Raw genomic sequence first — 2,949 nt, 5'->3', positions numbered from 1 at the left:
CGATTTGTTTTAGGTGCAATAAGTGACGGTAGGAGATCGAGCACTGGCGTGGGGGTAGTTCTGTAAGTCAATGATTTTATTAAGGTTTCAGCTCGTCGTTTTTCAGCGTATTGTGTCCTACCAAATTGAAGGAGACAAACGATGCAAAGCTGGCAAACAACGTATCTGGGTCTGAAGGACCTTCCGCGTGAACTTAGTACCTTTGAGTTACAAGCGTTTTTCACTTTTAGTCGTTCAGAACACGAAGTAATCAATCTGCGCCGAAGCGATACCCACAAATTGGGACTTGCTTTGCATATCGGATTTTTACGTCTGAGTGGGCGTACACTCAATGCGATTCGTGTTGTCCCTGCGTCACTCTGGATTCACCTGGGCAAAGAGCTTGGCGTACCACCTCCTGAGGTGGCATCACTTAAAGCCATGTACAGACGTGGCAGGACATTTTTTGATCATCAACAGCTCGCTCAAGAAACGCTAGGCTTTGGTTGGCCTACTGATCACCAGAGGCGTTCCTTTGTGCATGCCTTGCGCGATGAAGCCATCCGATTTAGTGACAAAGATCAACTGCTTAATTTTGCCCGGCGCTGGCTGTATGACCGCCACTTTCTCATTGAGCATGACCGCGCATTGCGCAGTCAGATCGTCGCAGCACTAAATTTGCTTGAAGCGGAAACTGGCGCGACCATTGCGACAACCGTCCCCTGTGCCTTGTTGGATAAGTGGCACGACAGTTTGGCCCAATTTCGTCCAGATGGTCAAATTCAACAAAGCTGGTTATGGGAAGCCCCTGCCAAACATTCGACTGTACAGATTTCCCAAGTGTTTGAACGGCTCAATCTGCTCTACAGTCTCGATATTCACAAGCACTTGGGTGACTTGAGTGATCTCATCGTGCGCAGGTATGCTCGTCAATTGGCCAATCGGCCGCCATCGGTGGGTGCCAGAATTAAAGAACCCAGACGGACCGTAGAAGTGGCGTGTTTTCTGCGCTACTGCTTATTTACCACCACTGATCAGGCTATCTCGATGATTCAACGCCGAGTGACGGATCTGTGGCGTTTGGCAAGAGATGAAGTGCCTGATACCGTCAACTGGGCAGTGCTCTATAAAAAATTAATCGCAGATTTGGCTGGATTGACTGCACAGGGCGACCTCACCAATGACCAGTTGCGCTTGCGCGTGATAGAACTGGTTCAACTCAATGAACAAGCCAAACCACCGAGCCGTGCTTCCTTGGTACGCGAGCGTCTATTTGATGGAATTCGACCAGTACGCTCTTTGTTGGCCGAAATTGGTAAGTTGCCCTGGCAAGCTGACGAGGGAAATCCGGTTCTCGCTGCTCTCAACGCGCTTCTCAAATTGTATGCTGACAAAGTGCGGGAGCTGCCAGCGGAGATGAACGTACCTCATCTTGGGCGGGTCTGGTTATCGGCGATTACAGGTGAAGACAGAGACAAGGCGATGCGCGCATTAGAGGTCGCCACCTTATTTTCGTTGCGTCGTTGTATCCGTAATGGCTCGGTATGGGTGAATCACAGTCTTCTTTTTCGTGGACGGGCGCGCCTATTTTTTACACCAGAACGCTGGGCAGCGGAGTCTAAACGACACTATACTCGGTTAAATTTGCCGCCCAAGGCAAGCACGTTTTTAGCCCCGCTACTTGTCCGAGTACGTGCTGGCGTGGCGGCTGTGGCACAAGCCGCCAGAGAGGGCAAACTACGTGTTGATGATGAGCTACATCTCACGGCAATGCCTGCCGAAGATGAGGATCCTAAAGTCATTGAGCTACGTAGTCAGCTCGACAAGCGGCTGGGCGAGGTACAGTTACCTGAGGTTATTTTACAAGTGGATGCCCAGGTTCGGTTCAGCTGGATCATGTTGGGACGCGAACCACGTTCGACTGAAGAACTGCTGATGGTCTACGCCGGCATCTTGGCACACGGTACCAGCCTAACATCGGCCGAATGCGCGCGAATGATACCGCAGTTGTCGGCCGTCAGCATTCGTCAAGCAATGCGCTGGGCAGGCGACGAACGCAGGTTGAGTCAGGCCTGTAGCGCAGTGCTGGAATTCATGCAACGTCAACCGATTGCCGCAACTTGGGGACGATCAGACCTGGCATCTTCGGACATGATGAGTATGGAGACGACCAAACGCGTTTGGCAAGCCAGACTTGATCCCCGGCGCAACACGCCTTCCATTGGAATTTATTCTCATGTGCGCGACCGATGGGGTATTTCGTATGCCCAACCTTTTGTGTTAAATGAGCGTCAGGCTGGGGTTGCGATTGAGGGGGTCTTACGTCAGGAGCGAATGGAAACCAGTCAGTTGGCAGTGGATACCCACGGCTACACTGATTTTGCAATGATGCTGGCGCGCTTGGTCGGCTTTGATCTTTGCCCTCGTTTGAAAGAATTAAAACAACGCCATTTATTTTTGCCGCGTGGCATGGATATTCCAGCTGAAATTGCTGCGGTATGCGATGCGTCCATCGACATCGATTTAATTGAAAAACATTGGGATACTTTGGTGCATTTGGCGGCATCGGTGATGAATGGGAATGCCAGTGCAGTGGCGGCATTGGCGCGATTTGGTTCTGCTGCCCGTGGTGAACCAGTCTATGAAGCGGGTGTTCAACTCGGACGATTACTGCGCACCGCTTTCCTGGCCGACTACTTTGTGAATACTCCCTTCAGGCAAGAACTGCGTCGGGTACTTAACCGTGGTGAGGCAGTCAACGCTTTGAAGCGTGCCATCTATACAGGACGCATCAGCCCGGCACAGGCCAAGCGAGCAGATGAAATGCAGGCGGTGGCCGACGGTTTGAGTTTGTTAGCCAACACCGTAATGGCATGGAATACGATGCAGATGCAGGGAGTAGTGAATCGCTGGGCAAATCGACGGCAAATCATTGAGGCAGACATTATGGCCAAGATCGCTCCGACGCGC

General features: G+C 51.6%; 1 protein-coding gene. It reads left to right on the top strand.

Annotated elements, in window-relative coordinates; translation table 11 throughout:
• Positions 1–141: 141 nt before the first annotated feature.
• A partial coding sequence (locus tag QN395_RS21125) for a Tn3 family transposase (RefSeq protein ID WP_323493004.1) occupies positions 142–2,949 on the top strand: 2,808 nt, incomplete at its 3' end.

It is taken from the genome of Undibacterium sp. RTI2.2 (genome assembly GCF_035018705.1).
Taxonomy (GTDB): Bacteria; Pseudomonadota; Gammaproteobacteria; order Burkholderiales; family Burkholderiaceae_D; genus Undibacterium.
The sequence above is the reverse complement of the archived record's forward strand: the minus strand, read 5'-3'. Positions and strand labels throughout refer to the sequence as shown.